The following is a 25,728-nucleotide window of genomic DNA, read 5'->3' on the forward strand; positions in this document are numbered from 1 at the left end:
CGTCATCGGTGGCTCGGATCATCGGTCTCGGTGTCGCGTTCCGGTGGAAGCGCCAGCAGGTCTGGCACGACGTCGGGCGACTCGGTGAACTTCAGCGAGAGGGGGCGCTATGAATGTCATGGCCTCGCCGGTGTTCTCGATTCTCGTGCTCGTCGCCGGCAGCTCGGTGCTGTCGGCGGTAGTCACCACGCTGGCGAATCGCAAGTCGATCGACGCGAACACGACGAAAACGAAGGCCGACGCGGCGAAGACCTTGTCCGATACCGCCATCGCACAAAGCCAGCAGATGGCCGGGCAGATCGGTGAACTACGCCAGGCGCTCCGGGTACATCGGGAATGGGACAAGAAGATGGTACTCAAGGCCCGGCAGGCAGGTCTCGACTTCGACGAGCCTCCTGAACTCTGGCTCTGACCACCACGAGAAGGCCTCCTCCCACGAATCCTTGGAGGGGGCCTTTCGCGTTCCGGCGGCGCCCTCGCAGCTTCGACCCGGCCGCCGCACCCTGACGCCGCCGCATCAGGAGGTGGGGACCAGTTCCTGGGTGATGGCACCGACGAAGTCGGCGAGATCGCCCGGGTTACGCGACGTGATCAGCGTCCACCCGTCCTCCGGTGACTGCACGCTCGGTTCGTCGACCCACGTCCCCCCGGCATTGGTGATGTCGGTACGTAGCGAGAAGTACGAGGTCAGTGTCTTTCCGGGCAGCAAACCGGCGTCGACGAGCAGCCAGGGGCCGTGGCAGATCGCGGCGATCGGCTTGCCCGCGTTCGCGAACTCTCCGGCCAGTTCGACGGCCCGCTGGGTAACCCGCAGTTTGTCGGCGTTCACCGTGCCGCCAGGCACCACCAGCACGTCGAAATCTTTCCCCGAGACCTCGTCGAGCGACGAATCAGGTTGCACGGCAACATCTTTGTTCACATCATGGTGGAACGTCTGCACTTGTTCCCGCTTCGGCGCGGCATGCGTGACCTGCGCGCCCCGTTGGCGGAGTTCGTCGCGCGGGACGAGCAGTTCGTCCCGCTCCACCCCCGTATTCGACGTGATGATCAGGACCCGCACATCGTTCAACTGATCGGGCATGAGCAACTCCTTTGTGATCGAGATGGCCTCCTACCTCGGTCATGCCGCGGGTGGGCCCGGCTAAACCTCGCGGCCCCGCGGCGGCAGGAGCGTGGCGGAGAGGTGTTCCTGGGCCAGGCGGCGCAGGGCCGAGAGAAGGGTGTCGCCGAGGATGGTTCCGACGATGGCGGTTTCGGTCATCCGCTCCAGGTCGGGTTCATCGTGGACCAGGTCGAGGTCGGTGGCGGCGATGGCTTCGCTGGCGGTGGCGTAGTCATCGATCGCGGCGACCACGTCGGCGTGGCCGAGCAGCCGTAGCGCGGCGCAGACGTCGACGAGGGTGCCCCGGGCGGGGCTCTCGTCGTCGATGTGCCAGCCACGGCGGTCGAGCAGTGCCGCGACGTCCCCCGCGGCGGCCTCGCGTTGCTCGTCGCCAACCGGCGATCTGCGCCCACCCAGCGCGTACTGCACATGGCCGAGCGAGTCCCGCGCGGACAGGCTGCCGCTGTCGAGCACGGCGAGCAGCTCCTTGGCCGCTCCGACGGACACACCGCCGATATCCACCAGCGCCCGGATCAGCCGCAGGCGGCTGACGTGGTCGTCGCTGTATTCAGCCTGGTTGCGGTGGGTTCGCACGCCGGAAGGCAGCAGGCCCTCGCGCACGTAGTACTTGATCGTCGCGGCAGGGACACCGCTGGCGCGGCTGAGTTCGGCGATCCGCATCGGACTCCTCGGTCTCGGTCCACGTATTGACAGTGGGAAGTACAGCTATCCATAATTAGAGTCGATAGTACAACTATCGATAGCTATAGTTCCGGAAAGTTGAACAGTATGACTCTGCCTCACCCCGCATTGCATTGGCATCGCCCGCTGATGCTGCTCGCCGTCGCGATGGCGATCCTCACCGTCGCATCGATCGCGGCCATGGCCATCGACGACCGCACCCTCACCGGACTGCCGATCTGGGCCAAATCCGTGAAATTCGCACTGTCTGTGCTGATCTACGCCGTCACGTGGTCGTGGCTGATCGCCCAGCTCACCCGCTGGCGCCGGGTCGCGTGGTGGGCCGGAACGGTCGCGGCGCTCGGGCTCGCGCTGGAGCTGGTCGTCATCGTCACCCAGATCGTGCGCGGGACCACCAGCCACTTCAATTTCACGACACCGTTGAACGCCGCGCTGTGGGAGACCATGGGCTCATCGATCGTGGGAGTCTGGCTCGCCACGCTGGTCGTGTCCGTGGTGCTTTTCGCCAACCCGACGGCGGATCTCGCCCGCGATGCAGCGATCCGATACGGCACCCTGCTGTCGCTGGCCGGCGCGGCACTCGGGATTCTGATGGTGCGGGAAACGCCTGCGCAGCGCGCGACGGGCGGCTCGATCAGCGGGGCGCACACCGTCGGTCCGGCCGATGGCGGACCCGGCTTGCCGATCCTCGGTTGGAGCACCGTCGGAGGTGATCTGCGCATTCCGCACTTCATCGGAATGCACGCGTTACAAGCGATGCCCCTGGTGCTGATCGTCTTGGAGTTGGGAGCGCGGCGGATTCCGGTACTGCGGTCGATGGAGACCAGGCGAACGCTCGTGGTGATTGCCTCGGCGACCTACGGCGCCCTGCTCGCCGTGCTGACCTGGCAGGCGCTGCGCGGGCAGTCGGTGGTCCATCCGGACCCGGCGACGCTGCTCGCTTTCGGCGCGATCGGCATTGCCACAACAATCTCGGGAGCCCTGGCGGTACGTCCGAAACGTGCTGACTTGCAGCATGTCTCCCTAGGTGCGGCCCGATGACGAACCTGCTCTTCGACATCACCTTCTGGTTCGCGGCACCGTTCTGGGCGCTGATGGTCCTGGCGCCGAGGTGGCGACAGACGAGTGCCGTTGTCGCATCACCGCTCATCTGTGTGCCGCCACTGGTGATCTACACGGCGCTGATCGTGCCGAAGTTCGGCGCGTTCGCTGGCACGTTGATCGACCCGCATCTGGCCGGGCTGCAGTCGGTTCTCGGCGAGGGGACAGGCGCTGCGGCCGCGTGGGCGCATTTCGTCGCGCTCGACCTGTTTCTCGGGCGCTGGATCTTCCTCGACAGCCGCGCCCGTGGTCTTCCGCCGCTGCTGATCAGCCCGCTGCTGGTGCTCACGATCCTGTTCGCGCCGATCGGCGTCCTGCTCTACCTGCTCATCCGACTGACCCGCACACCGCTGCCGGTGTCCGACCGGCCCATCTCCCTGGAGGCATGATGGAAACCCTGATCGTTCTGCTCACCACCCTGCTCGTCCTGCGCGCGGCGGCGGCGCTCGGCGCCCGCCGATTCGGCGCGTGGTCGACCTGCGCCGCCTACGCCCTCGGCGTGATGCTGATCATGACCGGCACAACGCATTTCCTTCCTGAGGCGTTCGCGGACTCTCCCGCGCCGACCCATACGGACTTCATTCCGATGGTGCCGCCGTTCGTACCGTTTCCCAGCCTGATGATCTACCTGACCGGCGCGCTGGAACTGCTCGGCGCGGCCGGCCTGTTCCTCACGAACACCCGCCGACCGGCCGGGCTCGGGCTTATCGCACTGTTCCTCGTGATGCTGCCCGCCAACATCTACGTCGCCGTGTCCGACGTCCCGTTCAACGGCGCACCCGCGACACCACTGTGGGCGCGGATCCCGGAGCAGGTGCTGTACATCGGCGTCGCGCTGGGGGCGGCCGGAGCGCTTCGGTTCGGGCGACGAGGCGGCGGTACCGCCGAACCGTCCACACGGGCCGTGGTCCGCACCGACGGAGTTGCCTGACAGCGCGAAGGGCGAGTGTTCGCCGCGGCCAAGGAACTCGACGACATATTGGAGCCGCCGTTCGGTGGGTCTGACCTACCGAACGGCGCGGATCCGCGCCCTGTGCGGACTGGCGGGACTCGACGCTAGGCTGCCCGATATGACAGAAGCAGTCCCGTTCGGTCAGAAGCGGGTGGTATTCCGTTTGATTGTCGCTGGGGGAGGCACGGGCGGCCATGTCTTTCCCGCTTTGACCACTGTCCGCGCCCTGCGCGCCCAGTTCGCTGACAGTGCGGCATTGGAGGTGCTGTGGGTCGGGCAGGCGGGTGGCCTGGAAGAAGGGGTGGCGCGGGCGGAAGGTATCGAGTTCGCCGCGGTCGCGACCGGCAAGCTACGCCGTGACCGCCATTTGCTGAAGATGATCAACCGCGCCAATATCACGGACATGGGGCGGGTGCCGGTCGGTGTCGCCCAGGCGGTGCGATTGGTGAGCCGTTTCCGACCGAATGTCGTGCTCACAACGGGCGGCTACGTATCGGTGCCAGTGGGTGTAGGGGCGCGGGTGCGGCGGGTTCCGTTAGTCGTCCATGAGCAGACCGTCCGTTTGGGTCTGGCCAATCGTGTTCTGGCCCGAGTAGCGGCCAAGGTTGCGGTCTCCTCCGACTCGAGCGTGGCATTACTGCCTCGCGCTGCGCGCGCGGTCGTCACGGGTAATCCTGTGCGCCCGGAGATCCTGCACGGCCACGCGGATAAGGCGATCGACGCACTCGGCGTGCGCGGGTTCAACCGTGATCTGCCAACCGTATACGTCACCGGTGGTGCGCAGGGATCGGTACAGATCAACACCGTCGTGCGTGATCTACTACCGTGGTTACTGGCCCGCGCCAACGTGATTCACCAGTGCGGCTCCTCATCGATCGATCATCTGCGGCATCACGCCGCGACCCTCGCCCCCGACCAAGCCGCCCGCTATCTGGTCACCGAGTTCATCGGGCCTGAGTTGGCGGACGTGCTCGCGTTGACGGATGTGGTCATCTCGCGTAGCGGGGCGGGAACCCTGGCCGAGCTCACCGCGCTGGGCAAAGCTGCGGTGTTGATCCCGTTGGCGTCGTCTGCGGGCAACGAACAGGCCCACAACGCGCTGGTCCTCGCCGAGGCGGGCGCCGCAGTCGCTCTGCTCGGGGAGGTATCAGCACAGACTCTTCGCGGGGCGGTTGAGCCTCTGCTGGCCAACTCCGAGCACCGCGCCAGCATTGCCGAGCAGGCCCGGTTGCGTGGTCGTCCGGACGCGGCCGAACGGCTCGCGCAGGTTGTGCGGTCGGCAGCGCGCTAGGCCGCAGCTTCCTCGACTGCGACCTGCAACGTCGACACCACGCGCTTCACGTCCTGCTTGGACATGCCCGGATGAAATGGCAGGCTCAGGATTTCCTGAGCGGTTGCCTCAGTGACGGGCAGTCGTCGTCGCCAGCGCGCGAACGCCGGTTGCAGGTGGTTGGGCGGGTAGTGCACTCCGACTCCGATGCCCTGGTTCCGCATGGCCGCGAACACTCGGTCACGTTCGGGCACGCGGATCACGCAATTGAACGGGACGCTGAGCTCGACATCGACGTCGACCAAGCTGACCGTGCCGAGTGGGGCCAGCTCTCGAGCATATGCGCGCCACAGCTGCTTGCGCATCGTGGCGACGGCGCCGAATCGGGCGAGTTGCACCCGGCCGACCGCAGCGTGGACCGCTGACAGGTGGTAGGGCCATCCCGGGCCGTCGACCTGGCACGCGCTTGATCGGATTCGCGCGGCCTGGGACTGGGTGACACCGAGCAGCCGCAAGGCGCGGGCTGTGTCGGCTTCCTCGCGGGTGCGGGGAATCAACGCGCCACCTTCGATGCACGTCAGATTCTTGATGGGGCCGAACGAGAAACACGTCAGCGCCCCTGTGGCGCCGACTCGTGTGGCTGCCTGGTGGGATCCGAAGGCGTGTGCGGCGTCCTCGATCACCGTGTCGTGGACGCCGTTCAAGTCGATCGCACGGCCGCCGTAGAGCACCGGCAGCACGGCCCGGGTACGTGGCGTGATCGCCTCGGCCACTGTCGCCGCGGTCACGCACAGCGTGTCCGGGTCGATGTCGGCGAACCGTGGCCGCGCTCCGGCCATCACAATCGCATGGATGGTCGCGCAGAATGTCTGCGATGGCACCACCACCTCATCTCCGGGGCCGACCCCGGCCACGAGCAGAGCCAGGTGCAGCGCCGCGGTGCAGCGGGATACCGCGACCACGTCCGGAACACCGAGGAACTCGGCGAGCTCAGTCTCGAATTGCTCGGTGGCGGTGTTGTGGACATACTGCCCAGCCCTCAGCGCCTCAGTCATCGCTTCATACTCGGGTCCGTGCAGGAATGGTGTGGCGTTTCTGCTCGCGGGCTCAAAGGTGTGCATCGGAAGGTCCTTCCGCAGTGAGGGTTTCGACGTACTTGGTCAGCTGAATACCTGGCCTGTATCGCAAGCGAGAGTGGTCGACGAGGTGGCCGCACAGCCCGGCAAGGGTTTGTCCCACGAGGTCGGCGCCCGCCGCCTCGGCAAGTAGAAATGCGCCCGCCGCGCGGGCGTTCATCTCGGTTACGACGATCCGCTCCGGGCCTATGGCCTCACGCAGGAAGCCCTGCACACAGGACAGTCCGCTCGCGCCGACCGCTGCCAGTACTGCGGCGACTTGGTCGGCTACCTGGGGATCGTGGAAGGTGACGCTGACCATCGAGAGGCCGCCTTTGGTGAGTAGGCGATAGCGAAGGATCACAGACGCATGTCCGTCTCGGTCCACCAGGCAATCGGCGGTGAACTCACGGCCGTCGGCTCGGGCCTGAATGATGGGATCGGGAACCACTTCGCACAACACTCGAGCCTGCGCTGGAGTTTCACAGAAGACGATGTTCTGCGAGCCTTGCCCGTTGCGTGGCTTGACGACCAGCGCGCACCCGTCGGGAATGTCGTCAACCTGGTGCGGCAACCACGTGCGCGGGGTCGGGATGCCGGACGCGGTCAAGATCCGGTGGAACTCCGCCTTGTCCAGGCAGGCTCGGACGGTACGGTGCGGCGGAAACCATGTCCGAACTCCCATCTTCTCCAGCTCTGGTTGAAGCGAAAGCAGTTGCGGCAACTCCGATTCAACCGCAGACAGCATCGCGTCAGGCCGTAGGTTCCGGCACAACTCCAGCAGGTCGGCCGCGAATTCGGGACCGAGAGCCGGTCGTGATTGGCGGGCGATGATGCCCGGCAGCCGCAACCCGGTGGCGAGTGGGTTTGCATCAGTTCCGATGACATCGAAACCGCGGGCGATCAGCGTACGGGCCAGGTCGAATCCCGGTTGACCACCGACGCCGGTGACGAGCAACCGGTGCAAGCCTTCGGTGGGCATCTCACTCACCTGACAGCGTGTCGAGACGGATCGACGGCACGGGCGCAGCCGGGTTACGGAGCAATGGCGCCCACCGGTCGGGATTGTCGCGGTACCAGCGCACTGTGTCGGCCAGCCCGTCGGCGAATACCTGCTCCGGTCGGTAACCCAACTGCGCGACCTTGTCCCAGGTCATCGCGTACCTGCGGTCGTTCGAGCGACGGTCGGCCACATACCGCACCTGATCCCAGCCAGCGCCGAGCTCGGCGAGGACGTGGCCGGTGAGTTGGGAGTTCGTCAGGTCGGTGCCACCACCCAGGTTGTAGATCTCACCGGGTTCCCCGTGTCGCAGCACCAGCTCCAGTCCAGCGCAGTTGTCCTCCACATGGAGCCAGTTGCGGATATGGCCGCCGTCGCCGTGCAGGGTTACCTGCTCGCCCTTGAGCAGCGAGGTGATGAACGCCGGAATGATCTTCTCCGGATGCTGATTCGGGCCGTAGTTGTTGCTCGAGCGAGTGATGCAGACGGGGACGCCATAGGTGCGGTGATACGACCGTGCGACCAAATCCGATGCGGCTTTCGACGCGGCGTAGGGGACGGTCGGGGCCAGCGGCCAGTCCTCGGATGCCGCCCCCTCTTCCAGCGGGCCGTACACCTCATCGGTGGACACGTGCACGATCTTGCTGATGCCCCACCGCATGGCAGCGTCGAGCAAGATATGCGTGCCCAGCACATTCGTGCTCAGAAAATTGCCCGCCTCGAAGAAGGACCGGTCGACGTGCGACTCGGCCGCCAGATGCACGATCGCGGTGTGCGCCTGCACGAGGTCATCGACCAGCCTCACGTCCAGAATATTGCCTTCCACCAGGCTCAGCCGAGGAGACAGCATCGCTGCGCCCAGATTCGCTTGGTGACCGGCGTAGGTGAGAGCATCGAGAACCGTCACCTCAGCCGTGTCATCCGATCTCAGCAGCCGCTTGACGAAATGGCTTCCGATGAAGCCTGCACCGCCCGTAACCAATACCTTTTCCATGCGTTGCCTCCCCCGGGGGTAATGGTGGTCTCAGCTGGCGAGCTGAACCTTAAATAGGTTGGCCTGCAATAACGTTCGGAATGCGTAACGCTTACGGCCGTAGTTCACATTTTCGCTACCTCACAATTCAGAGATCCAGATAAAGGCGTTCGTTCGGAAGACGTGGCAACCCGCTTGCGCCACCCAGAAGAATTTCCACGGCATCCTCGAAGTGCTTGTAACGCCATTCCTGCACGAACACGATCGCGGCAGTGACACACGCGATGTAGTCGAATCGCACGCCGTGCAAAGACACACTCAGGTGCACGTCAGCATCATCTGGTAGCGGAGATACATTGGTGTTCACGATCTTTCACCGGCCACGATCTCGAAAGAACTCGAAGTCGTTGCGCGTCACGATGACAGCGGCCACGAATGTCGCGCATGCGATCTGTTCGCCGCGCTTGTCGGCGCACTCCCGATGCTGGTGTATCGCGGCCACGGCATCGTGTCGGCTCCGCACCGGCCAATGCGGATTGTCATGGCGCTGTCGGTCGTCCTGCGCTCGCCGTGAGTCATCGAGAGATGCCAGCACCGGATCGGCATCCATCACCGATCACCGCATCCGATCTCGTCGGTCGCCAGCCCCGGATTGAACAGGTCATCGATGACACGGGCGCCGGTGTAGGAGCAGCCGTTGCCCGCCAGTCCGGTGTGCTCGCCGATTACGCCATCGGCTACGGGAGCCACACCGACGCAGCGTGAGCACCCAACGAAGACGAGGACGTCAGCGTCGAAAACCGCACCCACACAGGCCGACAACCGAATCGACGGCCCAGGCGCTGCCTCAGGCATGCACTGCCGCTCTCCGGGATGCCGGTCCGTCGCAGTTGCGAATCGCTTCGACCACCGCCATTCCCGACGGGCGGAACTCGTCGCGAGGTGGCGTTACCCAGACCCGGAATCCGGCGCTGCGGGCGACCGGCGACGGCAACGCGATCTGCGCGCCCACGCGGGAGACGGAGACATTGAGCCGAAACAACTCGGCGAACAACGTCGTCTCGTCGGGTACGTCCGGCACCACGATGAACGTCCACCGTTTCGAACGCGGATGCGAGACAATCGGCCCCAACCGCACCCCCTGACTCTGCATACGGCTCTTCACCGCACCGCCGAGCCGCATCGGCATGGTGATCGCGCCGACACTGCCCGCAGGCACGATGATGCGCCCGCCCAGCTCCGGCTGAACAATGGCCGGTAGCCCACAACTCTGCCGATAGAAGCGGCACCGCGTCGTCGGCGTATCAGCCTGCGCCAGCGGCGAAACCCGTGTGTCGTCCAACCCCATCCCCGCATCTCCCTACTCGTCGTGTGAGGTGCACCCGACGCCGAGGAGCTTGCGCCACCGATAGGCAGCTCACTGTTATCGGTGTGCCGCTCAGAGGCATCGGCATCGAGGCGGCGCCGGGTGCTGTACAAACTGTGACCGCAGACACAAGCCCGGTGCCATCCCGGAACCATCCCGGTTGGCCCCGTTTTCTTCCCGGAATGTCTCGCCCATGGCGCGCCGCACCGAGAGCGTCCTAATCTGAGGGTCGAGGTCTAGGAGGTATGGCAATGACTGAGCAACCTGCACGCACACGCCTGGAACAGATCATGCGATCCAGGGACCTTGGGCCGACGGCCTTCGAGCGCGAGTTCAATCGCGTTGCCGCCGAGCTCGGCGAGGACACAGCGGTGAGCCCATCCACGCTTCACCGGTGGGTCAGCGGCGCCGAGAAGCCCAGACAGGCGTCACGGCGGGTACTCGAGCATTGGTTTCAGGAACCGGCCAAATCGCTACTCGGTCCACCACGCCGCACCACGCCCCCTGCCAAACCTACTGCGGAGGAACTGATTGTGACTGCTGGACGCGAGTCCGCCGACCACGCTTTCGACACTGCAGCGACCGCCATCGACCCTTCAGCGCTGGAACATCTCCAGGGTGAGGTCGAGCAAGCCGCTCGGCGCTTCAACACGACACCGACCCTCGCCATGCTGCCCGACCTCGTTGCGATGCGAAATCGTGTCTACGAACAGCTCGATCGCACGAAAAAGCCGCGCCAGATGGCGGAGCTGTATCTCATTGCAGGCCAAATCTGCGGACTAATCGCCGCCGCCAGCCTCGATCTGGGTTTCGCGGACTCCGCCGAGGAACAAGCGCGCTCGGCGTTGACGTACGGGCGGTACATCGACCACCCATCACTACAAGGCTGGGCCCATGCCTTACTGGCCACGGTCGCGTATTGGTCCGGCCGGTCCCGCAAGGCCGTCAATTACGCCAGTGACGGGCTCCTACTCGCGACTGCGAGCACCGTCCGGGCTCAACTGCACTCGTTGAATGCTCGCGCACTGGCAACGATCGGCGCACGAGATGAGGTCGGGCAACATTTGAACGCCGCGGGCGACGAACTAGACCGCGCAGGCAACGATCCGCTGTTCGACGAAGTGGGCGGTGAGATGCAGTTCGACCGATTGCGCTACTCGGTGTGCGCCGCATCGGCATACATCGCACTCGGCGACGGTAACCGAGCAGAAGCCGAAAGCATGGCGGCCCTGGACCTGTTTGTTCGGGGGTCTGAAGAGAAACGCTTTGGCGTGCTGGCAGCGCGAACCGATCTCGCCACCGCCCGAGTATTGCTCGGGGACCTCGCCGGAGCCCAAAACGCGATCACACCTGTCCTGGCAGTTGACGCCGCACGGCGTACGGACCGACTGGCTCAGCGAGCGCACTCGCTGAGCCGCCTTATCGGTGCCGAGCGATTCCATGGCGCGCATGAGGCGCGGTCCCTTGGGGAAGCGGTCGAAGATTTCACCGCTACCAGCTTGCCACGCGCGATCCCGCGCCCGGCGCTGCCCGCCGGGTCCTAACGCTTCTTGTCCCAGAGCGACAGCAACTCCTGCTCTCGCTCAGCCGAGATGCCGTTCTCGCCATCAGATTCGGTATCCGATGCGTCGCTGCTCAACCATTCCCAGGTATCGGCGACTGTCATCGCGATCGGGCGAGCAACTAGTCCGGTGTCTCTCGCGCGAGTCGAGTCGACTTGCCAGACGCCGCGGTCAATGCGCCACAATGGCAGATCAGTCCACGGTGTGAGCCCTTGTGCCGCTAACCATATCTCGTCGGTGGCCCAGTCGAGTTCGGCATGTGCGCCGGTGACGAGCCGGCAGGCATCGAGTAGATCACCCATTGTTTCGGCGCCAGGCGACGTGAGGTTGTAAATGTTGGCCGGAAGGCCTGCCGCGTGAATGGCGAAATCGGCAGCGTCGCGCACGTCGATCGGCTGGATACGCCGATCGGGATTACCGGGCGCCAGCACACGGCCCCCTCTTGCAATGCGACGTAGCCACCACGGGAGTCGCCCGAGGTAATCGTGTGGCCCGAGGATGACGCCCGGGCGCAGAATGACGGTCCGATCCGGCCCGATCGCTTCGAGTACTGCAGCCTCACACCCGGCCTTCAGCGCGCCATAGCTGGCCGACCCATGCTCGGCATCCGACGCGCAATCGAATACCCGCGACTCCTCGGTGATCGGCTCGACGGGCCAACCACGATAAGCGGAGACGGTCGAGACCAGCACGTACTGGCCGACCACGCGTTCGAGCATCTGAGCAATGCCGAGCGTCTCACGAGGAATGTAGGCCGAGGTGTCTATGACGGCGTCCCAGGGACCGGCCTCGGCGAGACGAGCAACGTCGTCCGGACGTGTCCGATCACCTCGGATCAGCCGGGCACCTAGTAGCGCTTCACCCGTCGATCCTCTTCGGAAACAGGTGATGTCGATCCCTTGGGCAACAGCTGCCGCGACGACAGCACGACCCAGGAACCGAGATCCGCCGAGAACAAGAACCCGCACCCAACCATTCTGTCTGCCACGGATCTGCGATCAACTTCCACACCATCTGTCCCAGCGCTGACCTGGCAGGCGCTGCGCGGGCAGTCGGTCAATCCGGACGGGGCGACGCCGCTCGCTTTCGGCGTAATCGACGTTGCCGCAGCAGGCCCGGGAGCCCTTGTGCCGCCGTTCGTGCCGTTTCCCAGCCTGATCTACCTGACCGGAGCGCTGGAACTGCTCGGCGCGGTCGGCCTGTTCGTCGCGAACACCCGCCGACCGGCCGGGCTCGGGCTTGTCGCGCTGTTCCTCGTGATGCTGCCCGCCAACATCTACGTCGCCGTGTCCGACGTCCCGTTCAACGGCGCACCCGCGACACCCCTGTGGGCGCGGATCCCGGAGCAGGTGCTGTACATCGGCGTCGCGCTGTGGGCGGCCGGAGCGCTTCGGTTCGGGCGACGAGGCGGCGGTGCCGCCGAATTCACGCAGGCCGTGGTCCGCACCGACGGAGTTGTCTGACAGCGCGAAGGGCGAGTGCAGCACTCGCCCTTTCGGCGCCCTCACCTGTCTGCGGCGTCGATGTGCTCCGGGCGGATGCCCAGTCCGATGAATCGGCCCATGGCGTAGCGCAGGGGCGGCAGTGCGTTGAATGCGCGGAAGATCCACGGCGTGCGCGGCGGCGTATCGTCATCGAGGCGTTTCGGGTAGAGGTCGCGAAGAATCGCCACCTGGAATGCCTGGGTCAGTTTGACCGGTAGTTCGCGGCGCGCCTGGACCGCGCGAAGGTGGCGGGTCGTCACACCGCCTGCCGACAGTGGTGGGCCGAGGAGATTCGCGGCCGCGACGGCGTCTTGGATGGCGAGGTTGATGCCGACACCACCTGCGGGTGACATGGCATGCGCGGCGTCGCCGATACACAGCAGGCCGTCGCGGTACCAGGTCGTCAATCTGTCGACGCGAACGGAGAGTTCGTGTACGTCGTTCCAGTCCCGCAGCTCGTGCATCCGGTCGCGTAGGGCGGGTGCCAGCGCGACGATCCTGCGGTGTAGTTCGGCGATTCCGCGTTCACGTAGCGCGGCGTACGCTCCGGCCGGAATGGTGTACGCGATCTGCCAGTAGTCTCCGCGGTCGATGGCAACCATCGCCCCCTTGCCGCTCTGGAAGAACTCCACACGGTCACTCGGTGTGCGGGAAAGCCGGAACCACAGCACGTCCATGGGTGGGGAACTCGTCGCGAGCCGCAGCCCACTCGACCGCCGCACGGCGGAGTGCCTGCCGTCCGCACCGACCACCAGATCGGCTCTGATTATGAGCGGGCCTTCGTGGGTGTCGGCGCGCACTCCGCACACTCGATCGTTCTCGATGATCAGATCGGTGACCTCGGCGCGGCGAACGAGCCGGAACGTCTCGTAGGACGTGGCTTTCGCGGCGAGAAAATCGAGAAATTCCCACTGCGGCATGAAAGCGATGTACGGGCTGCTCACCTGCAGTCGGCGGAAATCCGCGATGCTGACCACGTCGTGGCCTACCGACGCGGTGACCTGGTCCATCCTGGAATGCGGGAGGCGGTGGAATTCCTCAAGCCAACCCAGCTCATTGATCAGCTCTTGCGTCGACGGATGGATGGTGTCGCCCCGAAAGTCGCGCAGGAAGTCGGCGTGCTTCTCCAGCACGGTGATCCGCACGCCCCGCCTTGCGAGTAGCAGTCCCAGCATTATTCCCGCGGGCCCACCGCCCACCACACAGCACGTGGTCGTGTCCTCACCCATTGATCTCGGCCCCCTGTGCGACAACACCGAACAAGACGATGTCGACGAGCTCGTCGACATCGGTCGCCGATGTGCTCCGCGCGCCGACCGCCACCGCCGCGAACAACGCATTCGCCGCCGCGCCGCAGTCGTGCGGCCGCAGCTCCCCCGCTTCGACTCTGGATCGAAGGTAGTCGGTCAGCATCGACTGTCCCTCCTGGACGAAATCGTTCATGGCGGTGCGGATTTCGTCATGCGCACGGCTCGCCGTGAAGAACAGATCCACCAGCTGCGCGTTCTCCGACAGAACCTGCTGGAATCCCGCGACAACCCGCCGGAGCACCTCGGCGGCGGGCTGATCGGCGGTTCCCGCGAGCAGCTCTCGCAACCGCGGGACGAAACCGCGCTCCCGCAGCACTGTGGTGATCAGATCGGTCTTCGACTCGAAGTAGTGGTACACAAGCCCCGGCGTGACTCCCGCTCGGACCGCGATGTCCTTGATCGAGGCCCCATCCACCCCTTTGTCGGCGAATACCGCCAACGCGGTGTCCATCAAATCCTCCCGCCGCCGCTCGGCCTGCTCGCGTCTTGTAGCCATCTCACCTCGATTGACTAAACGTTCATTCAACAAATGTACCGTAAGACAGACAGCCCCGGCACGCAACCCGGCGGAGGACGAGCTGCACACAGCACTGGGCGAGAGGGAGCAGACCCTCGCCGCCGACGACGGGCCGGTCCGCTTGGACGACGAGGGCGACTTGGTAATTCCCCGCTGTCCGCGGAGAACGTTCCGGCCGAGGCGGTGGCGTTGTGCGCTGATTGGCCAGGTGGTGTCAGCGCCGGTCGCTGAGTCGCTCGGCGGCAGCCGGGGTGGGGGTGGCGAGGAATTCCGGATCGCCTACCGCCGCAGGTTTTTTCGGAATACAGCGTGCAGGTGATCTTCGCGGGGTACAACGGAATCGTGAGCGCTTCAAGGTATTTGGCCGTGTTCGGCAGCGCACTGATGGTTTCGGTGGCGGTGTTCGTCCTGTCCGTTCGGCCTGCCGCGGCCACCCCGGCGGGGCCGCATGTGGTCGAGGAAGCGCCGTTGGGCGGCTCCGTATCACGGATGGATGTCTACTCGCCCTCGATGGACCGTGTGGTGCCCAACAGGGTGATTCGGGCCGCGGGCGGTGGCCGGGCGCCCACGCTGTATCTGCTCACCGGAATCGGTGGCGGGGTGGACGGGATCTCCTGGTGGGACGACACGGACGTCCGGGAGTTCTTCGCCGACAAACATGTCAACGTGGTGATGCCGATCGGAGGCGCCTACAGCCTCTACACCGACTGGCTCGCCGACGACCCGGCCGTCGGCCGCAATCGTTGGCAAACCTATCTCACGCAGGAACTCCCGGCGGTCCTCGATACGCACCTCGGCACCACCCGACGCAACGCCATCGCAGGAGTATCGATGAGCGCGGCCTCCGCGGTCGACCTCGCCATCCAGGCGCCCGACGTATACAACGCCGTAGCTGCCTACAGCGGATGCCCCTGGGCGTCGGACCCTGTCGGTATGGCCATGGTCAGCGCCCAGGTGATCCGCGGCGGAGCCAACCCTGCGAACATGTGGGGCGAGCCGGGCGCAGCGATCTGGCAGGCGCACGACGCGTTCGCCAACGCGACCGCACTCGCCGGGAAAACCATCTACCTCTCAGCCGCCTCCGGCACTCCGGGCGCGATCGACCAAGGCGGACTACCCTTCCCGCCGATCGAAGCGATCGCAAGCTCGTGCACCGGCGCCTTCGCAAGCAGGCTCACCGAACTCGGGCTGCCCGCAATCCATGTCAACCGCCCGGAAGGCTCGCACACCTGGGGGCAGTTCGAAACCGACCTGCACGATTCCTGGCCGCACCTGGCCCGCGCGCTCGGTGCGTGAAACACCGGATACCGGTCGGATCACCAGGTTCGTCGTGATATCCCGCGAGCAGCATGTTCCGAATTGCGACCGGGACGTCCTTCCGAGATGACCGGTCGTTCAGACGGCCGAGTCCGCGGGCTTCACCGCGAGGAGAATTCCCGTCGAGTACTTGCTCCGCACGAACTCCGGCTCGTCGAACCCGACCGCGCGCACAGTCTCGGCGTAGCGGCGGATATCGACGTCGGCGAATGGATCGACCGGTTCCTCGCCGCGGCGAGTGAGTCGCCTGATTCGGGTCAGCGCCGACCGCATCCGGTCGGACGGGTCGGCGTCTGCGAGCAGTAGGCGTCCACCCGGGCGCAGCACCCTCCACATCTCCTCGATGGCGGTGGAGCGGTGCTGTTCGGGTATGTGGTGCATGACGAAGGTGCAGGTGACGACGTCGAACGAGGTGTCGGGGACCGTCAGGGCCTGCGCCGTGGCCTGCTCGTACCGGTGATTCGGGAAGTGGTCGCGCCGCCGGTTGTAGTCGACGGCCGAAGATGCGGGGTCGACGCCGACCGCGGTGCCCTCCCGGCCGACGAGGGCACCGAGTGCACGAACGAGTTTTCCTGGGCCACAACCGATGTCAAGCACGTCATGACCCGTGCCTGCGCCACTGACGTGTGCGAGTTCGGCGATGAGCCTGGCGTGGCGTCCGAGGAAGAACGCGGCGGTGAACAGGTTGTAGCGCCGCAGGCCGGCGATAACGATGCCGGTGCCTGCGTCGTCGACGAACATGGGGGTGAGCACTTGTTCAGTACGGGACATGCGCTCATCGTCTGCCGCGTGCGTGGCGGCGACCAGAATCAGATAGGCGGGATCCGTTCGTTTCCGGACGGATCCGCCGAAACTGTCCATGCGACGAGAGACCACTATGGCCACGACCACCGACCGCAGGGTGCGCCGGACCCGGGACGCGCTGCACCGGGCCCTGATCGAGCTGATGATGGAGCGCGGGTACGAGCGTGTGACCGTCAGCGACATCATCGACCGCGCCGACGTCGGTCGCTCCACCTTCTACGCCCACTACCGCGACAAGGACGACCTGCTGATCGTCAGCTGCACCGAATTCCTGCGCCGCGAGATCGCTCAGGCGCGCACCGACCGCGACACCCCCTGGGCGCCTGTGCGGGTCATGATCGGCTTGGCCGCCGCCTATCCCGATGTCTACCAGCCCTTGATCGGCCCGAAGAGCACCGCTGTCGTGTTGCGGAGCTATCAGAAGACCGTCGCAGGCATCCTGCACGAGCACATGGACCGCCGACTGGACATGCCCGCCGACGAGTTGGCCGACACCATAACCTTCCTGTCCTGGGGTCTGGTCGGACTACTCGGTTCAGTCATCGACCGCACCGACCCCACCCTGCCCGCGGCGGCATGGCGCCGGTTCGAATCTCTCTGCACGGCCGGCCTCGCACGACACGTGCCCCCGAGTTGCTCTTGAACGAACGTCGGCGGATGAAAGGCCGTCTTCGCCACGCCATCCTCGCATTCCGCGCCGTGCACGTCCACGCGCCGGAGACCGCTGTAACGTCTGTCCGAGATGCGATGCTGCTGGTCTGGCTGGTCGATGCGCTGTCGGTCAGGCCGTACTTCGAGCATGGGGCTGCTGGTGACCGCGGGCCGATGAGGGCGGGTCGCAGTACCACTGCCTATTGGGTTCAGACGGGTCGATACCGGTGCGTCGACCCATACGTTTGAGCCGATAGTCCACGGTGTTGACGTGCGTGTGTGGTGGCCACTGAGCGGCACCCCATCCGATCAGCGCCCGCTACCGCGGCGTCCCGACGCCGGAAACCTTTCGCCGCCGACCGCAGCGACAACATCGAAGGCATTGGGCAGCAATGATTCGTTCGATCATGCGATCCGCTATCTACGTGGCAGTAGCAACCAGTCTCTCGTTCGCGAGTGCTCCGGCGCCCGGGGTCGCGGCAACCCCACCCGACGTGGTCGTGACCGGCGGCGAGATCTCCGGCTTCGCCGCCGACGGAATCACCAAATACCTGGGAATCCCGTTTGCCGCAGGCACCGGCGGTGAAGCGCGATTCCGCCCACCACAGCCCGTACCACCGTGGCCCGGCGTCCGGCAGGCCCTCGGTCACGGACCGCAGTGTCCACAGACCGGATTCCTGCCCGGCATCCCACCGATCGGCGCCACCAGCGAAGACTGCCTGTCCATCGACCTATACGTGCCCGGCGGGCCGCGCGACAGAAACCTGCCGGTCATGGTGTTCTTCTACGGCGGCGGCTTCACCAACGGCTCCAACAGCCAATACGACGCGCCCGCGCGGATGGTCGCCGGAGGCAATGTCATCGTGGCCATCCCCAACTACCGTCTCGGACCATTCGGATTCATGTCCCTACCCGGACTGGCCGCCGAGTCCGGTGGCGCCACCGGAACGGTCGGCATTCAGGATCAGCAAGCCGCCTTACGCTGGGTGCACGACAACGCCCGCGCGTTCGGTGGCGATCCGTCCAACGTCACGATCTTCGGTAATTCGGCCGGCGCCGCAAGCGTCTGCGCACACTTCGCCGCACCCGCCTCCGATGGTCTTTTCGACAAAGCCATCATCGAAAGCGGATCCTGCGCACAATCCCCCTTCGCGCCCAGCAACCGCGACAACGCCTTCGCACGCTCACAGCACTACGCCGGAAGCGTCGGATGCGGGGATCCCGGGACGCAATTGGCATGCCTGCGCGCACTGCCCGCCGGGAAACTTTTGGAGTCACCGGTTGCCCAGTTCGACGGATTACCACAGATGTGGGCACCCAGCATCGACGGCGTTGTCGTCGCCCAGACCCTCGACACCGCACTCGCCCGAGGAGCCGGTCGAAGAAAGCCCCTCATCGTCGGAAGCAACAGCAACGAAGGCGCACTGTTCGTCGCCGGATCCGACTACGCCCTCGGTCACATCCCGGATGCCGCAAGCTACGAACGCTATGTCCGCCAATATTTCGCCACCTACGCCGACCAAGTACTCGACCGATACCCGCTCGACCGATACCCCTCACCCGCGGCCGCCCAATCCGCGGTCATCACCGACGGTTTGTTCGCATGCCCCCAGCGGTTCATCAGCCGCGCCGCCCGCGACACCGGACATCCCGTGTGGCAGTACGAATTCGACGAAGCACCACTCGGCGAAGCCAACCCCGTGCTGCCCGGCGCCTTCCACGCCGCTGAACTGCCCTACCTGTTCAGCAGCATGATGAGCGTGCCGATCCTATGGATCGGACCATCCGACGCCTTTTCCCGACAAATGCAGCGATGGTGGAGCACCTTCGCCCACACCGGGGACCCGAACGGCCCCGACTCACCCCAATGGTCGGCCTGGCCGGGAACGAGCCCCGAAGGGCCGGTACTGATCACGCGGGCAAGCGGCAGCACCATGTCCCAAGACTTCAGCGCCAGGCACAACTGCGGATTCTGGTCCGAACGCCCACGCTGACTCGGCCTTTCACCGAACCGATGGCTCCCCATGATCCGCAGACCCGACCCCGAAGTTTGCTATAGAATTGCTGAATATTCGGTGAGTAGGCCTGATCGAAGGCGATTCGCACCTGTTGCCTCGAGGGTGCGGTCAGCAGTGCGCCCGGCCGCCCTGGCCTCGCGCAGAACTTCAACACGAGGGCGGCACTCCATGACAGACGTCGATTACTGTGTGGTGGGTGGGGGATTCGCGGGATTGACTGCCGCCCTGCGGCTGAAACAGGCGGGCCGATCGGTGGCGCTGCTGGAAGCCCGCGACCGGCTCGGCGGGCGCACATTCACCGAAGTGCGCGACGACGGGACCTGGATCGATCGTGGTGGCGCCTGGATAGGGCCGGGGCAGGACCGGATCTACGCATTGATGGACGAGTTCGGGGTACCGAGTTACAAGCAGTACACCGACGGCGAGGCCATGATGGTGGTCGACGGCAAGCAGCACCGCTACACGGGCACGATTCCGTGGACCATGAGCCCCTGGGCGGCGATGAACCTCGGTGCGGTATTCGTCGAGCTGGGACAGATGTGCAAGTCGGTTCCGATCGAAGCTCCGTGGGCGGCGAAAGACGCCGACGAGTGGGACAAGATCACCCTGGCGGATTGGCTGGACAGCAACGTCCTGTCCAAGCCCGCCTATGAACTCCTCGACACCGCCATCGCGGGCTGTTACACCTCGGCTGCCTCGGAGGTCTCGTTACTCTTCGTGCTGTATCAGATGGCGTCGGGGGGCGGGCCGGGCTTCGTTCTGGGAGTCAAGGACGCGGCCCAGGATGCTCGACCAGTCGGGGGCATGGGGGCCATCTACCGGCCGATGGCGGCCCAGATCGGCGACTCGATCCGCCTGTCGCAGCCGGTCCGGCACATCGATCAGGACGCCAACGGGGTGACGGTACGCTCCGACGGGATGACCGTCCACGCACGCCGGGTGATCGTGGCGGTTCCCCTGGCGATCGCCAGCCAGATCCGGTACGACCCGATGCTGCCGGTCGATCGGTCGTTCCTGCATCAGCGGATGCCGAGCGGCTCGATCTTCAAGATTTCCGTCGTGTACGACGAGCCGTTCTGGCGTCGCGACGGATTGTCGGGACAGTCCGCCAAGCCGGGATCTCCTGCGACCGTCACCATCGATGCCTGCACGAACACCGCGCGCCCCGGGGTTCTGTGTGTCATCACCGAGGGGCCGATCGCGCGGGAGATCGGACAGCTCGATGAGGCCGAGCGGAGGAAGGCGATACTCGGTGAACTCGTCGAGCGGTTCGGCGACAAGGCCGGATCCCCCGTCGACTACATCGAGCAGAACTGGAGTGTCGAGCGCTACTCCGGTGGCGGGATGCTCAGTCACGCACCAACCGGTGTGCTGACCGAGTTCGGTCATGCCCTGCGCAAACCCTGCGGCCGAATTCACTGGGCCGGAACCGAGAGCTCGGCCGCCATGTGTGGTTGGGTCGATGGCGCCATTCGCTCAGGTGAACGAGCAGCGATCGAAGTGATGGAACACGAAACCGCGACCGTGGCCTGAGAGATCGTCTATTCGGGTTCAGGACGGATAGGGCGGCGGATCCGCACGCATGGTCGTCCATCGCACTTCGGTGAAGGCGTCGAGATTGGCCTGGGCGCCGCCGTGACGAGAGCCTGTGCCCGAGTCGCCGACGCCGCCGAACGGAGCCACGGCCTCGTCATTGACCGTCTGATCGTTGATGTGCACCAGACCAGCGGGGATCCGGTCGCTCAGCGCGAGTCCACGCATGACATCGCGGGTGATCACGCCGAGCGAGAGCCCGTAGCCGGTGTCACCGGCCAGCTCCACAGCTTCGTCCAGTGTGGAGAAGGTGAGCACCGGGGCGACCGGGCCGAAGATTTCCGAGGTCGCCGCTGGGGAATCGGGTGGCACGTCGGCCAGCACGGTCGGTCGGTAGAACAAGCCGTCGTGGACGCCTCCGGTGACGAGCCTGGCACCTGCGGCCACGGTGTCGGTGACGATACGGTGCACGGTGTCGCAGTGCGTCGCGTCGATGAGCGGCCCGAGGTCGACCGGCCCGGCGGCAGGGTCGCCGACGGTGAGTTTCTCCGCGCGGGCTGCCAACTTCGCCACATACTCGTCACCGATCGAGGCGTGCACCAGATGGCGACTGGTCGCCATGCAGATCTGCCCGGCATGGAACCAGGAACCGAACGCGCCCGCCGCGGCGGCGACCTCGACGTCCGCGTCGTCGAGCACTATCAACGCGGAGTTCCCGCCGAGTTCCAAGTGGGTGCGTTTGAGCTGGCGCGCCGCCGCCACGGCTACCTCGCGACCACCCCGGGTCGAGCCGGTGAAGGCGATGACCGCGACGTCCGGATCGGCGACCAGCGCGGCGCCCGCGCCGGTACCGCCTGGCAACACGCTGAGCAGACCGGGCGGCAAACCGGCCTCGGTGAAGATCCGACCGATCGTCACACCTCCGGACACCGAGGTCCGCGGATCGGGCTTGAGGATGACGGCGTTACCCAACGCGAGTGCGGGCGCCACCACGCGACTGGAAAGCACGACGGGGAAGTTGTAGGGGGCGATCACCCCGACAACTCCCACGGGAATCCGTCGGGAGAAGCTCAGCCGCGGCTGCCGGCTGCGCAACACCTCGCCGTGCGGGGCGGCGGCCAGCGCGGCGGCCTCGTAGCACTCCTGCGCCGCCAGCGCGATCTCGAACTCGGCCTTGGCCGGCACCGACCCGGATTCCCGGATCAGCCATGGCGAGATCTCTTCGGCATGCCGATGCCACAGATCCCCGGCACGGCGCAAGATCGCTGCGCGCTCATGGTACGGCCGCTCAGCCCAGTCGCGCTGAGCGCGCACGGCGATCTGGGCAGCCGCCCGGACGTCCTCGGCCGTCGCATGGCCGACGCGGCCGAGCGTGGAGCCGGTCGCCGGTTCGATGACGGGCGCCACCCCGCCTCGTCCCCGCACCCAGTCCCCGAGCAGGATTCGCCCCTCCCACGACGGTTCGTCAAGCAATCCGACGCGCTCCGCGGGCCGTGCCGTGCCGTTCATCCAGCTCCCCTTTCTCTCAGGTTGTCGCCGACTTACGCGGCGGGAGGGGGCACCAGCGGTGTAGCCGCCGTCGACTGCGAGTTCGGTGCCGGTCATGGATGGCGGACGCTTCGGCACTGAGCGGGGAGAGGGTGGTGGCGACCTCTTCGCCGTTCCCATTCGCGATGCTAGGCCTGGTCGGCTGATGGTGCATTACGTCCCGCTCAGTCAGTCCACGTGGAGTCACCGATCCTCCTTGTTCGGTCGCCTCGTAGTTCGGTCATGCGGCCGGCTCATAGAAGGCTTGGTCGGCAACCGCGATGACGTCGAGATCGAATGCCTGACGCCCTCGGGAACTTCGGTGTCGGAATGGACGACAATCTGCACGTGGAGTGCAAAGTGTGCCGGACGGCGCTGTCGGCCCGGATCGACGGCGAGCGCGAAACCGTTCCCACAGCTCGGGTGGACGAACACCTGGCGCGGTGCCCGGAGTGTTGCTCCTGGTACGTCGCGGCCGCGGAGATCTCGAAACTGGTGCGTGGCAGCCGATCGAATGCGCCCGACCGCACCGACGCGATCTTCGCCGCCGCCGAGCTGCAACGCCCGCGGCGCACGGTCGCGTCGTCGTTGCGCGCGCTCGTGCCCAGCTCGCGTGCCGGGCTGACGCGTCTGCTGCTCGGGTTGCTCGGCGTCCTCCAGGTCGGGCTGGCGCCGGCTCAGCTCGCCAGCCTCGACTTCGGGATGAGCCAGCACGGCACCGAGGCGACTCGCCACCTGGTCAACGAGAGCACAGCGTGGAATCTGGCCGTCGGGATCGGACTGCTCTACTGCGCGGTCCGGCCGCATGCTGCCGCGGGCGTGCTGCCCGTGCTATCGGCGCTCGTCGCCGCGCTGAGCGCGTTCGTGGTCGCCGATCTGCATTCCGGCGTGGTGCCGCTGTCGCGCGTCGCGTCGCACGGTGTGTTGGTCGTCGCGCTCGCGTTGGTCGCCGTGGTCCACCGCACCCGACGACCTGAGACATCTCCGCCGGTCGGCGACCGCGCGCCCACCGAACTCGTCCTGCCCGCGAGCGCCCAGTTGGGCAAGCGCACCAGCCATCTCCACTCCACCCAGGATCCCGCGGCATAGTGAACGGACTCGCATGACCATCGAGCTCGCCTCGACAACCGAAGCGCCCGCCCGGATCTCGCTCGCGGTCACCGGAATGAGCTGTGCCGCGTGCGCGACCCGGGTGGAGCGCAGGCTCAACAAGGTCGACGGCGTCACCGCGTCGGTGAACTACGCGACCGGCGTGGCAACGATCGACGCGGCCGAGGGTGTCACCGCCGAGCAACTGTGCGCGGAGGTGGACGCGGCGGGCTACGGAGCGTCGCCCAGCACCGACCACGCAGGGGCGCCCAGCTCCACCTCCGATGACGTCGAGGTCAGAGATCTGTTGCGGCGCTTGGTCGTCGCGCTGATGGTGTTCTTCCCGCTGTCCGACCTTTCGGTGATGTTCGCCAGCCTGCCGTCCACGAGGATTCCCGGCTGGCAGTTGATTCTCACCGTGCTGGCTCTTCCGGTGGTGCTGTGGTCCGCGGCGCCGTTCCACCGCCGCGCGCTCGCGGGCGCCAGGGCCGGTGCGGCGAGCATGGACACCCTCGTCTCGGTGGGCGTGCTCACCGCCACACTGTGGTCGCTGGACACGATGTACCTGCACCCGACCCGGACCGGACCCGCGCCGGACGGTGTCTGGGCGGCGATCTGGGCCAGTGACGCCATCTATCTCGAAGTCGCCGCGGGTGTCACCGCGTTTGTGCTGGCGGGGCGATATTTCGAGGCGAAGGCGAAGCGGTCGGCGGGCAGCGCGTTGCGGGCACTGGCCGCACTCGGCGCCCGCGAGGTCACCGTGCTGACCCGCGACGACCGCGAGATGCGGGTTCCCATCGGCGAACTCGTGGAGGGGCAGCGATTCATGGTGCGGCCCGGGGAGACCATCGCCACCGACGGACTGGTGACAGCGGGCGAATCCAGCGTCGACGCCTCGGCCATGACAGGGGAATCTCTTCCGGTCGACGTCATGCCGGGTATGGCGGTGATCGGCGGCACCACCGCACTGACCGGACGGCTGATCGTCGAGGCCGCCGCGGTGGGGGCGGACACCAGACTCTCGGGCATGATCCGGCTCGTCGAGCAGGCACAGACCGGCAAGGCGCGCATGCAGCGCGTCGCCGACCGGGTGTCTTCGGTGTTCGTGCCGTTCGTGTTCCTGGTGGCGGGCATGACCTTCAGCGCATGGTGGATAGCCGAAAACGGGGGCGCCCGTGCGGCCGCGGCGGCACTGGCGGTGCTGGTCGTTGCCTGTCCGTGCGCGCTGGGCCTGGCCATCCCGACCGCACTGCTGGTGGCATCGGGACGCGGTGCACAGCTGGGCATCTTCATCAAGGGTCACCAAGCGCTGGAGGCCACCCGGGACATCGACACTGTGGTACTGGACAAGACCGGCACGGTCACCAACGGGGCGATGAGTGTTGTCACGGTGACCGTCGAGGGCACACGGAGCGGCGCGGAGGTGCTGCGCTTGGCCGGTGCGGTGGAATCGGCCTCCGAGCACGCGGTCGCGGCGGCGATCACGCGGCACGCGCGGCAGCTGCTCGACACCCTGCCACCGGTCGAATCCTTCGAGGCGCTAACGGGATTAGGCGCGCGCGGGACCGTGGACGGCGTACGAGTGCAGGTGGGCAGGCTGCGGCTGTTCCAGCAGCAGCGGGTGGATGTGCCGCAGGCGCTGGCGCGTGCGGTGCGCCGTCAGGAACGGGCGGGCCGTACGGTCGTGCTGGTCTCAGTGGACGAGGTCGCGGTCGCGGTCGTCGCGGTGGCCGACACTGTGAAGGACACCGCGGCCGCCGCTGTGGCGCGGTTGCATCGGCTCGGCCTGCGCGTGCTCATGTTCACCGGCGACAACGCTTATGCCGCACAGTCGGTCGCCGACGAGATCGGCATCGACGAGGTTGTCGCCGGACTGCTGCCCGAGGGCAAGGTCGAGCTGATCGCGCGCATGCAGGAACAGGGGCATCGGGTCGTCATGGTCGGCGACGGCATCAACGACGGCGCGGCGCTGGCCACGGCCGACCTGGGCATGGCGATCGGCGCGGGCACCGACGTCGCGATCGCCGCCGCCGATGTCATCCTGGTGCGCGAGGACCTCGGCGCGGCTACCGACGCGATCGAGCTGGCGCACGCGACGCTGCGCACCATCAAGGGAAACCTGGTGTGGGCGTTCGGCTACAACGTCGTCGCTATCCCGGTGGCGGCGCTCGGCCTACTGAATCCCCTGATCGCGGGCGCTGCGATGGCGTTCTCGTCGTTCTTCGTGGTCTCCAACAGTCTGCGCCTGCGCCGCGTTCGTTCGGACTGCTGACCCGCGTGGTCGCATCGACCTGCGCCGCGACACGAAAGCCGCTGTGACGCAGCATGACTCGTA

The 25,728-nt window shown here is 66.3% G+C and carries 27 protein-coding genes; 13 read left to right on the top strand and 14 right to left on the bottom strand.

Annotated elements, in window-relative coordinates; all coding sequences use genetic code 11:
- Nucleotides 1-109 precede the first annotated feature (109 nt).
- Nucleotides 110-412, top strand: coding sequence for a hypothetical protein (locus OHB12_RS16255; protein WP_327120411.1), 303 nt, complete (start codon nucleotides 110-112; stop codon nucleotides 410-412).
- A gap of 105 nt (nucleotides 413-517) precedes the next feature.
- On the opposite strand, the gene OHB12_RS16260 is transcribed toward OHB12_RS16255, so the two are convergent.
- Together OHB12_RS16260 and OHB12_RS16265 are read right to left on the bottom strand one after the other, a co-directional pair.
- A complete protein-coding gene (locus tag OHB12_RS16260) occupies nucleotides 518-1,081 on the bottom strand; it encodes a type 1 glutamine amidotransferase domain-containing protein (protein WP_327120413.1) in 564 nt (187 codons plus the stop codon).
- A gap of 60 nt (nucleotides 1,082-1,141) precedes the next feature.
- A complete protein-coding gene (locus OHB12_RS16265) occupies nucleotides 1,142-1,783 on the bottom strand; it encodes a MerR family transcriptional regulator (RefSeq protein ID WP_327120415.1) in 642 nt (213 codons plus the stop codon).
- 108 nt (nucleotides 1,784-1,891) lie between these two features.
- Here OHB12_RS16265 and OHB12_RS16270 point away from each other — a divergent pair, with 108 nt between their 5' ends.
- The 4 genes from OHB12_RS16270 (at nucleotide 1,892) to OHB12_RS16285 (ending at nucleotide 5,148) form a co-directional block, all read left to right on the top strand.
- Nucleotides 1,892-2,845: a hypothetical protein gene (locus tag OHB12_RS16270; protein ID WP_327120417.1), complete on the top strand. Its 954-nt coding sequence runs from the start codon at nucleotides 1,892-1,894 to the stop codon at nucleotides 2,843-2,845.
- Nucleotides 2,842-3,294 (top strand): ABA4-like family protein, encoded by a 453-nt coding sequence (locus OHB12_RS16275; protein WP_327120419.1) that lies wholly within the window; start codon nucleotides 2,842-2,844, stop codon nucleotides 3,292-3,294. Before OHB12_RS16270 ends, OHB12_RS16275 begins: the two co-directional genes overlap by 4 nt.
- Nucleotides 3,291-3,836 carry a DoxX family protein gene (locus tag OHB12_RS16280; RefSeq protein WP_327120421.1) on the top strand — a complete coding sequence of 182 codons (546 nt, stop codon included), beginning with the start codon at nucleotides 3,291-3,293 and terminating at the stop codon, nucleotides 3,834-3,836. Before OHB12_RS16275 ends, OHB12_RS16280 begins: the two co-directional genes overlap by 4 nt.
- A 139-nt stretch (nucleotides 3,837-3,975) precedes the next feature.
- Nucleotides 3,976-5,148: a UDP-N-acetylglucosamine--N-acetylmuramyl-(pentapeptide) pyrophosphoryl-undecaprenol N-acetylglucosamine transferase gene (locus tag OHB12_RS16285; RefSeq protein ID WP_327120423.1), complete on the top strand. Its 1,173-nt coding sequence runs from the start codon at nucleotides 3,976-3,978 to the stop codon at nucleotides 5,146-5,148.
- Here the strand turns inward: OHB12_RS16285 and OHB12_RS16290 are convergent.
- The 6 genes from OHB12_RS16290 to OHB12_RS16315 form a co-directional block, all read right to left on the bottom strand.
- Nucleotides 5,145-6,182 (bottom strand): DegT/DnrJ/EryC1/StrS family aminotransferase, encoded by a 1,038-nt coding sequence (locus OHB12_RS16290; RefSeq protein ID WP_327120425.1) that lies wholly within the window; start codon nucleotides 6,180-6,182, stop codon nucleotides 5,145-5,147. The genes OHB12_RS16285 and OHB12_RS16290 overlap by 4 nt on opposite strands.
- A 52-nt stretch (nucleotides 6,183-6,234) precedes the next feature.
- Nucleotides 6,235-7,224: an ATP-grasp domain-containing protein gene (locus OHB12_RS16295; RefSeq protein ID WP_327120427.1), complete on the bottom strand. Its 990-nt coding sequence runs from the start codon at nucleotides 7,222-7,224 to the stop codon at nucleotides 6,235-6,237.
- 1 nt (nucleotide 7,225) lies between these two features.
- Nucleotides 7,226-8,236: a dTDP-glucose 4,6-dehydratase gene (gene rfbB / locus OHB12_RS16300; protein WP_327120429.1), complete on the bottom strand. Its 1,011-nt coding sequence runs from the start codon at nucleotides 8,234-8,236 to the stop codon at nucleotides 7,226-7,228.
- A gap of 127 nt (nucleotides 8,237-8,363) precedes the next feature.
- The gene (locus OHB12_RS16305; RefSeq protein ID WP_327120431.1) at nucleotides 8,364-8,543 is read right to left on the bottom strand and encodes a hypothetical protein; all 180 of its coding nucleotides are present in this window, start codon (nucleotides 8,541-8,543) and stop codon (nucleotides 8,364-8,366) included.
- A gap of 281 nt (nucleotides 8,544-8,824) precedes the next feature.
- Entirely contained in the window at nucleotides 8,825-9,070 is a 246-nt protein-coding gene (locus OHB12_RS16310; RefSeq protein ID WP_327112768.1) for a hypothetical protein, read from the bottom strand.
- Nucleotides 9,063-9,563: a DNA-directed RNA polymerase subunit beta gene (locus tag OHB12_RS16315; RefSeq protein ID WP_327120433.1), complete on the bottom strand. Its 501-nt coding sequence runs from the start codon at nucleotides 9,561-9,563 to the stop codon at nucleotides 9,063-9,065. The genes OHB12_RS16310 and OHB12_RS16315 overlap by 8 nt, the downstream gene beginning before the upstream one ends.
- A gap of 686 nt (nucleotides 9,564-10,249) precedes the next feature.
- Here OHB12_RS16315 and OHB12_RS16320 point away from each other — a divergent pair.
- Nucleotides 10,250-11,125 carry a hypothetical protein gene (locus tag OHB12_RS16320; RefSeq protein ID WP_327120435.1) on the top strand — a complete coding sequence of 292 codons (876 nt, stop codon included), beginning with the start codon at nucleotides 10,250-10,252 and terminating at the stop codon, nucleotides 11,123-11,125.
- On the opposite strand, the gene OHB12_RS16325 is transcribed toward OHB12_RS16320, so the two are convergent.
- Entirely contained in the window at nucleotides 11,122-12,111 is a 990-nt protein-coding gene (locus OHB12_RS16325) for an NAD-dependent epimerase/dehydratase family protein (RefSeq protein ID WP_327120437.1), read from the bottom strand. The genes OHB12_RS16320 and OHB12_RS16325 overlap by 4 nt on opposite strands.
- 159 nt (nucleotides 12,112-12,270) lie before the next feature.
- On the opposite strand from OHB12_RS16325, the gene OHB12_RS16330 reads away from it, so the two are divergent.
- A complete protein-coding gene (locus OHB12_RS16330) occupies nucleotides 12,271-12,606 on the top strand; it encodes a DoxX family protein (protein ID WP_327120439.1) in 336 nt (111 codons plus the stop codon).
- Nucleotides 12,607-12,647: 41 nt separating this feature from the next.
- On the opposite strand, the gene OHB12_RS16335 is transcribed toward OHB12_RS16330, so the two are convergent.
- Both OHB12_RS16335 and OHB12_RS16340 read right to left on the bottom strand, forming a co-directional pair.
- Nucleotides 12,648-13,856, bottom strand: a complete 1,209-nt coding sequence (locus OHB12_RS16335) for an FAD-dependent oxidoreductase (protein WP_327120441.1) — start codon at nucleotides 13,854-13,856, stop codon at nucleotides 12,648-12,650.
- Nucleotides 13,849-14,433 carry a TetR/AcrR family transcriptional regulator gene (locus OHB12_RS16340; RefSeq protein ID WP_327120443.1) on the bottom strand — a complete coding sequence of 195 codons (585 nt, stop codon included), beginning with the start codon at nucleotides 14,431-14,433 and terminating at the stop codon, nucleotides 13,849-13,851. Before OHB12_RS16340 ends, OHB12_RS16335 begins: the two co-directional genes overlap by 8 nt.
- A 405-nt stretch (nucleotides 14,434-14,838) precedes the next feature.
- Here OHB12_RS16340 and OHB12_RS16345 point away from each other — a divergent pair, with 405 nt between their 5' ends.
- A complete protein-coding gene (locus tag OHB12_RS16345) occupies nucleotides 14,839-15,750 on the top strand; it encodes an alpha/beta hydrolase (protein ID WP_442800101.1) in 912 nt (303 codons plus the stop codon).
- A 99-nt stretch (nucleotides 15,751-15,849) separates the two neighbouring features.
- Here OHB12_RS16345 and OHB12_RS16350 read toward each other — a convergent pair whose 3' ends face one another.
- A complete protein-coding gene (locus OHB12_RS16350) occupies nucleotides 15,850-16,542 on the bottom strand; it encodes a class I SAM-dependent methyltransferase (RefSeq protein ID WP_327120447.1) in 693 nt (230 codons plus the stop codon).
- 106 nt (nucleotides 16,543-16,648) lie between these two features.
- Between OHB12_RS16350 and OHB12_RS16355 the strand changes: the two genes are divergently transcribed.
- The gene (locus OHB12_RS16355; protein ID WP_327120449.1) at nucleotides 16,649-17,218 is read left to right on the top strand and encodes a TetR/AcrR family transcriptional regulator; all 570 of its coding nucleotides are present in this window, start codon (nucleotides 16,649-16,651) and stop codon (nucleotides 17,216-17,218) included.
- A gap of 138 nt (nucleotides 17,219-17,356) precedes the next feature.
- On the opposite strand, the gene OHB12_RS16360 is transcribed toward OHB12_RS16355, so the two are convergent.
- Nucleotides 17,357-17,539 (bottom strand): helix-turn-helix domain-containing protein, encoded by a 183-nt coding sequence (locus tag OHB12_RS16360; protein ID WP_327121169.1) that lies wholly within the window; start codon nucleotides 17,537-17,539, stop codon nucleotides 17,357-17,359.
- A 94-nt stretch (nucleotides 17,540-17,633) separates the two neighbouring features.
- Here OHB12_RS16360 and OHB12_RS16365 point away from each other — a divergent pair, with 94 nt between their 5' ends.
- Together OHB12_RS16365 and OHB12_RS16370 are read left to right on the top strand one after the other, a co-directional pair.
- Nucleotides 17,634-19,220: a carboxylesterase/lipase family protein gene (locus tag OHB12_RS16365; RefSeq protein WP_327120451.1), complete on the top strand. Its 1,587-nt coding sequence runs from the start codon at nucleotides 17,634-17,636 to the stop codon at nucleotides 19,218-19,220.
- A 192-nt stretch (nucleotides 19,221-19,412) separates the two neighbouring features.
- Entirely contained in the window at nucleotides 19,413-20,777 is a 1,365-nt protein-coding gene (locus tag OHB12_RS16370; protein ID WP_327121171.1) for a flavin monoamine oxidase family protein, read from the top strand.
- An 18-nt stretch (nucleotides 20,778-20,795) separates the two neighbouring features.
- On the opposite strand, the gene OHB12_RS16375 is transcribed toward OHB12_RS16370, so the two are convergent.
- Complete coding sequence (locus tag OHB12_RS16375) at nucleotides 20,796-22,286, bottom strand: benzaldehyde dehydrogenase (protein ID WP_327120453.1); 1,491 nt, start codon at nucleotides 22,284-22,286, stop codon at nucleotides 20,796-20,798.
- Between the two features lie 315 nt (nucleotides 22,287-22,601).
- Here OHB12_RS16375 and OHB12_RS16380 point away from each other — a divergent pair, with 315 nt between their 5' ends.
- Together OHB12_RS16380 and OHB12_RS16385 are read left to right on the top strand one after the other, a co-directional pair.
- Entirely contained in the window at nucleotides 22,602-23,393 is a 792-nt protein-coding gene (locus OHB12_RS16380) for a zf-HC2 domain-containing protein (protein ID WP_327120455.1), read from the top strand.
- Nucleotides 23,394-23,406: 13 nt separating this feature from the next.
- Nucleotides 23,407-25,665, top strand: coding sequence for a heavy metal translocating P-type ATPase (locus OHB12_RS16385; RefSeq protein ID WP_327120457.1), 2,259 nt, complete (start codon nucleotides 23,407-23,409; stop codon nucleotides 25,663-25,665).
- The last annotated feature ends 63 nt before the right edge of the window (nucleotides 25,666-25,728 follow it).

The organism is Nocardia sp. NBC_01730, assembly GCF_035920445.1.
Classification (GTDB): Bacteria; Actinomycetota; Actinomycetes; order Mycobacteriales; family Mycobacteriaceae; genus Nocardia.

Coding starts and splice junctions, on each gene's coding strand:
- OHB12_RS16255 (WP_327120411.1), top strand. CDS start 110: ATGAATGTCATGGCCTCGCCGGTGTTCTCGATTCTCGTGCTCGTCGCC.
- OHB12_RS16260 (WP_327120413.1), bottom strand. CDS start 1,081: ATGCCCGATCAGTTGAACGATGTGCGGGTCCTGATCATCACGTCGAAT.
- OHB12_RS16265 (WP_327120415.1), bottom strand. CDS start 1,783: ATGCGGATCGCCGAACTCAGCCGCGCCAGCGGTGTCCCTGCCGCGACG.
- OHB12_RS16270 (WP_327120417.1), top strand. CDS start 1,892: ATGACTCTGCCTCACCCCGCATTGCATTGGCATCGCCCGCTGATGCTG.
- OHB12_RS16275 (WP_327120419.1), top strand. CDS start 2,842: ATGACGAACCTGCTCTTCGACATCACCTTCTGGTTCGCGGCACCGTTC.
- OHB12_RS16280 (WP_327120421.1), top strand. CDS start 3,291: ATGATGGAAACCCTGATCGTTCTGCTCACCACCCTGCTCGTCCTGCGC.
- OHB12_RS16285 (WP_327120423.1), top strand. CDS start 3,976: ATGACAGAAGCAGTCCCGTTCGGTCAGAAGCGGGTGGTATTCCGTTTG.
- OHB12_RS16290 (WP_327120425.1), bottom strand. CDS start 6,182: ATGACTGAGGCGCTGAGGGCTGGGCAGTATGTCCACAACACCGCCACC.
- OHB12_RS16295 (WP_327120427.1), bottom strand. CDS start 7,224: ATGCCCACCGAAGGCTTGCACCGGTTGCTCGTCACCGGCGTCGGTGGT.
- rfbB (WP_327120429.1), bottom strand. CDS start 8,236: ATGGAAAAGGTATTGGTTACGGGCGGTGCAGGCTTCATCGGAAGCCAT.
- OHB12_RS16310 (WP_327112768.1), bottom strand. CDS start 9,070: ATGCCTGAGGCAGCGCCTGGGCCGTCGATTCGGTTGTCGGCCTGTGTG.
- OHB12_RS16315 (WP_327120433.1), bottom strand. CDS start 9,563: ATGGGGTTGGACGACACACGGGTTTCGCCGCTGGCGCAGGCTGATACG.
- OHB12_RS16320 (WP_327120435.1), top strand. CDS start 10,250: ATGCTGCCCGACCTCGTTGCGATGCGAAATCGTGTCTACGAACAGCTC.
- OHB12_RS16335 (WP_327120441.1), bottom strand. CDS start 13,856: ATGGGTGAGGACACGACCACGTGCTGTGTGGTGGGCGGTGGGCCCGCG.
- OHB12_RS16340 (WP_327120443.1), bottom strand. CDS start 14,433: ATGGCTACAAGACGCGAGCAGGCCGAGCGGCGGCGGGAGGATTTGATG.
- OHB12_RS16345 (WP_442800101.1), top strand. CDS start 14,839: ATGGTTTCGGTGGCGGTGTTCGTCCTGTCCGTTCGGCCTGCCGCGGCC.
- OHB12_RS16350 (WP_327120447.1), bottom strand. CDS start 16,542: ATGTCCCGTACTGAACAAGTGCTCACCCCCATGTTCGTCGACGACGCA.
- OHB12_RS16355 (WP_327120449.1), top strand. CDS start 16,649: ATGGCCACGACCACCGACCGCAGGGTGCGCCGGACCCGGGACGCGCTG.
- OHB12_RS16365 (WP_327120451.1), top strand. CDS start 17,634: ATGCGATCCGCTATCTACGTGGCAGTAGCAACCAGTCTCTCGTTCGCG.
- OHB12_RS16370 (WP_327121171.1), top strand. CDS start 19,413: ATGACAGACGTCGATTACTGTGTGGTGGGTGGGGGATTCGCGGGATTG.
- OHB12_RS16375 (WP_327120453.1), bottom strand. CDS start 22,286: ATGAACGGCACGGCACGGCCCGCGGAGCGCGTCGGATTGCTTGACGAA.
- OHB12_RS16380 (WP_327120455.1), top strand. CDS start 22,602: ATGCCTGACGCCCTCGGGAACTTCGGTGTCGGAATGGACGACAATCTG.
- OHB12_RS16385 (WP_327120457.1), top strand. CDS start 23,407: ATGACCATCGAGCTCGCCTCGACAACCGAAGCGCCCGCCCGGATCTCG.